This window comes from Neisseria sp. P0009.S007 (assembly GCF_051962515.1).
Window position 1 is genome coordinate 1 of the sequence record NZ_JBQCVF010000132.1, and the last position, 4,836, is coordinate 4,836.

The following is a 4,836-nucleotide window of genomic DNA, read 5'->3' on the forward strand; positions in this document are numbered from 1 at the left end:
GCCCCAGCCCGTCGTCCTGCTCCGGCACAACCGACCGCTCCGGTTGATGATATCGACGACGATATTCCGTTCTAATTATTGAGCAAATAAAAAGGCCGTCTGAAAAATATACTTTCAGACGGCCTGAGATCTTTGTAAAATCCCCAAAAATCCCTCAATGTCTTGGGGAGATTTAGGGGATTTTTACAAAGGTTTTTGTCAGGTTTTTATGCTTAATCAATAAATTAGGGAGGCGTTTGTTTTTCAGGCTGTCATGTTACTGCCTTTCAAACGTCAATTTTCCTATATCCATAAGGAATAAGGGGGTTATATATGTTTAGAAACTAAGCTAAACAGATTTAGTCTCAATATATTCTCAGCTTCTGAAATATTCATCCCCCAAATATCTGCTAATATTGCAATGCCAATATTGGCATTCCAGGGTAGTAAAGCTTGTGTTTTAAAACACCCAAAAGGTCCATCGGTTTCAATCAATATTTTTTCTATTGGCATTAGTTTGACCAACTCATAACCCTTTTTACTGCTTAACATTGCAGGTCCTACAGAAAAATAGCAGCCTATTTCAATCGCTCGTTTTAGCTGTTGTTTTGTGCCTGAAAACCAATGAAGGATTGGTAAGTTACCATTTACTTGAATTAATTCATCTAGTACAGCATTTGCACTCATTCTAGAATGTATACTTAATATTTTTCCTCCAGATTTTGCTGAGCTTCTTAAAATATGGCGAAAAACCTTTAATTGGGTTTCCCAATGTGTTTTAAACTCTTTTCCGCCATCCAGCCCAATTTCACCTACATAGCGAGTTTGGTTTAATAATTCATCAAACAAATCCAATTCCTGCCAACGTTCGTGAGCCAGTTGCGGATGCAATCCCAAGGCGGTACGAATACGAGGACAATCTTTTGCTAATGAACTTGTTCCATACCACGCTTTGGGTGTGGTTGTAACAGATAAAACATAAATATTTTCATCTTTACATCGTTTTGCAACGTATTGTGGATTAGTATATAAATCCAAATGGCAATGCATATCCATCATAATATTTGGTTCACTATTAAAAGTTGCTCCACTTCATCCAGTCCGCTCCTAAAAACATTTGCAAACTGATTTAGTTGTTGAGTGGGTAGTGGACCACTTTGTAAAACCCATTGATTGATGTTGCGATGATTTTTTTGACGAATAGCACTTATTAAAGCAAATAAATCATCTCTTCTGTCCTGATTTATTAAAATTTGCCGAATATCATTAAATTCATATTGGGCATCATTGGTAATACCAGCATAATGCAATGACGCTCTACGAATCAGGCATGGAACACAAACCCCGCATTGTTTATTTTTGCGTTTCCAATGGCTACACGAAACAGTATCAGGGATAATTTGCTGTAATAATGGTAAATTTTTACATTCTGCTATCATTTGCCCTTTAGTTTTAAATTGATAAGGATTTCTTAAAGTGAAAGGAATATTGACCGCAGTGAAAAATTTTTGTATTTCTTGGATAAAATAAGGGTGAGTGGTACGGGTACTTAAAGCGCCTACTCTGCGTACTGTTAAAGGTGCATTGATTGAAATTACCCCATTTTCAGGCACTAAAATATCAATCTTTTTTTGCGCGACTTCCTGTAATGTATAAGCTGATACAATAGCAAATGCCAAAAAATTTAAACTTCTGGTTCGCATTGTGATTTCAGCAGTTTTTCCATTATTTAGATGTGGCTGTGCAATCGCATTAAATTGCGAAAATCGATCAGTATAACCATATTGATTAAGTTTCTGGATAATGACATGCTGACGTGATTTATCACCTTTATAAGAATGGCTAACTAAAACCGGTGAATGTCCCTGCTCCAATAAATCAATCGCCCCAATTGCTGAATCTAAACCACCTGAAAACAAACAAACGCTGTCTTTATTTCTTAAATCCACCAATTTGGTTCGGCTACTTAATTTATAGGGCCGTGGCGGTAATTGCCCTCCTGCCTGAAAATTAAACTGCCAAATATCGCCACTTAAAAAGTGTAAGATCTGTTCTAAATGGGTTTTGTTTGTATGCCAAATATCAGGCTGGCACAAAGGTAAAGTAATGGAAAACGAACGACACCAACCATTTGCGGTATCTTTTCGCAAAACAAAAGTGTCTGCTGCCGTTACTGCCAAAGCAATCGTCAAAAAATCCATTACAGTATCACTGGGTGCAACACCCAATTTTTTAACTTGTTTCAAAATCCTATTGCCGATATAAGCAATTTGTAGATTTTTATCTCCCATTCCATACAACCGAACAGGTATTACACCGTTTGGTAGATTTTTTAATTGTTCAATATCGTGATGAAAAACTAATTGAGCCATCAATACTCCTCCCACTCTTCCCAAATTTCCAAAATAGTTTGATTTTGAATTTCTTGCATTTGTTCAATTGTTAACTGGCAAACATCATCCGTAAATTTAGGGGCAAGCTTAATATCTACTACTTCACGAATGAGTTGTCGTAAATCATTTTCTGCTATGGCAATTTGCACAGGATCATCACCTTTCTTCCAAGCCTTGCCGGCATCGTGTGCAATTTGCAGAAAAATACTTTCAGTTAAATAACAAACCATCATTCCACCAATGACTTCAGTAGTAATGCTATTTTCATCAAAAGTTGTCATTCCTTCCAATGCTTCTGATAAAGCAATATTCATCGCAGCACGAATTTTGTCTGAATCACCGTGGTGACCAGCCAAAAGTTCGGTAATTTGGGTGATGACTTGATCACAAGGCTGGCCATTTAAACTATGTAAATTAACCGAATATTGTTGCTGCTGGCTGCCTGAAAAAATGCCAAATAAATCCGAACCTGCTTGGGTAATTTTCCCTAATTTTTGGACGGCTGTATGCTTACCACCACTGGCTTTTCGTGCATAATGACCAAGTGCTTTACGTACATCATCACGTCCACTGCCTCGTACAGCCCTACCGATTGCTTGACGCAATCCCTTTAATCTCTGTGGATCTGGCGTTTGAGTCGTTGCTTGGCTGTCATCAACCCAAGCCGGTAACAGAGGTGAACGACCATTTGGTCCTACGCTAGACTGTGAAGTACCCATTTATTATTCCTTATACCAATTTGCATTTTTTAAAGCCGTATTTAACCAAGGTTTTTTTACACTTTGTTTTAACCCAATAATGAAACGGTTTAAAATTCTTGCCCCATCTTCTGAATTTTCTGCCAACAAACAAGCCCCCACAAAACCATTTGGACTTTTATCCCAATTATCCACTTTTCTTAATTGTTCCACTAACGCGTCCATAACAGAGATTTGTTCATCCATTGTTAGTTGTTGAATGGCATCTTGGGTACCTTGTGAGCCTGTTCTTGATGTGGTTGTAAGTAAAATGTTTAAAGCATCTTGGGCTTTTTGAGAAAGTTGAGCGGTATAAGTATTTAGCGGTATGGTTTCTCTGGATAAATAGATCGCCGCACGCAAATCAACATTGGATAATTTGGGCTCTAACTTTGCCCATTCTTTGATAAATGCTTGAATAGGCTTATTTTCAGAGAGTGTTGATAAATTTTGCTCATTGTTATCTTCCAGCTCTTTTAATAGTTCAGGTTTACCCTCTCTTTCGTTAACAAGCCGATAAAATTTTGTTATCACATCATAATCCACGCATCGCTCAAAAATAACCAGCTTGGTAATAATTGCTTCATCTAACGGCATTTGACGCTTGTTTGCGATTTTGGTACGCATTTTAATGGTATTTAAAATACGTTTTACAATTCTAGGATTACCCTGAATATTAGGTGAATTTGCTAATAAAGGCGCTATTCTGTTTGCGCGTTCAAAATCTGACAATAGAGTTTGATTGTGTTGCTCCTCAATAGTTTCAGCCACTTCTTCTGGATTTAAAGATTGACTTTTCCAAGATTGTTGCAAATGATTTTCTAAAAATTGGCGTAAACTTGCTAATTTTCCGGTTGGTACTTTTTGATGAATGGCGTACAGCATATATAAATACGCACGAATTTCAAGCACACCTGCTTTGGGTACACGAATAGGAATCTGTATGAGCTTATCCAAATAATCAATTTGATGACGATACGACAAATCTTTGTAATGCTCCGCAACTGAATGGCGAATCATTTCCTCGTCAGCCGCGATAATGAATGCCGTCCGATTTAAAAACAAAAATAAACGAATCGCCTCCAATGTCTGAATAGCATTAGCAGGCAGACAACGGTCAAGATTATCAATTACAATAACCAGCTTTTTGCCTAAATCCTGTAAGATTTCGCCATATTCTTTTCTGAACTCATCAATTTGTTTTGGTGGAGTTTGTTGTTCTTTGGATTTGATAAGATTTTTTTCTGAATCAACGATTTCTTTTACTGTTTCTACAACTTGCTTACTTTCCGTTTCATTTTGAATACCATCCAAAGCATTTTGGGCTGTTTCAAATATTTTGGATACTAAACCAAAAGCAGGTAAGCCTGCTGCTAAAGCTGCACCCTCTACAACTAAACCAGCTACACGTAAGCCATTAATTCTTGCAAATAAGTTTTTGGATTTTTGCAAGATGGTTTCTTTATCTTTGGCGGCCTGAATCAAATGGCTTGCAATAGTTTCCAAAAGCGCCGCTCTGGCATCATCAAATCCCTGATAGAGCCAAGCATCAAATTTAATTATAATCCATTCATCAGGTTTGATTTGTTGCTCAATTAAATTTAATAGAGAGGACTTGCCTGCCCCCCAGTTGCCAAAAACACCTATCGAAACGGGAAGCATAGCTTCAGTTTCTAATATTTCAGTAACAATTTGCGACACTTCGCCAAAATTGAGATAGTCTTCTT

General features: G+C 37.4%; 4 protein-coding genes. All 4 read right to left on the minus strand.

The annotated features are described in order from the left end of the window. Positions 1–306 precede the first annotated feature (306 nt). Entirely contained in the window at positions 307–1,038 is a 732-nt protein-coding gene (gene qatD / locus ACTHS3_RS10220) for a Qat anti-phage system TatD family nuclease QatD (RefSeq protein WP_070608652.1), read from the minus strand. Further along, the gene (qatC, locus tag ACTHS3_RS10225; RefSeq protein WP_070608654.1) at positions 1,035–2,351 is read right to left on the minus strand and encodes a Qat anti-phage system QueC-like protein QatC; all 1,317 of its coding nucleotides are present in this window, start codon (positions 2,349–2,351) and stop codon (positions 1,035–1,037) included. Before qatC ends, qatD begins: the two co-directional genes overlap by 4 nt. Continuing rightward, positions 2,351–3,091: a hypothetical protein gene (locus tag ACTHS3_RS10230; protein ID WP_070608655.1), complete on the minus strand. Its 741-nt coding sequence runs from the start codon at positions 3,089–3,091 to the stop codon at positions 2,351–2,353. The genes qatC and ACTHS3_RS10230 overlap by 1 nt, the downstream gene beginning before the upstream one ends. Positions 3,092–3,094: 3 nt before the next feature. After that, the coding region (locus ACTHS3_RS10235; RefSeq protein WP_440367901.1) for a KAP family P-loop NTPase fold protein at positions 3,095–4,836 on the minus strand (1,742 nt) is incomplete at its 5' end.

Bases quoted from the DNA above. Each gene is read 5' to 3' on its own strand.
- ACTHS3_RS10230 (WP_070608655.1), bottom strand. From the start codon at position 3,091: ATGGGTACTTCACAGTCTAGCGTAGGACCAAATGGTCGTTCACCTCTG.
- qatC (WP_070608654.1), bottom strand. From the start codon at position 2,351: ATGGCTCAATTAGTTTTTCATCACGATATTGAACAATTAAAAAATCTA.
- qatD (WP_070608652.1), bottom strand. From the start codon at position 1,038: ATGATGGATATGCATTGCCATTTGGATTTATATACTAATCCACAATAC.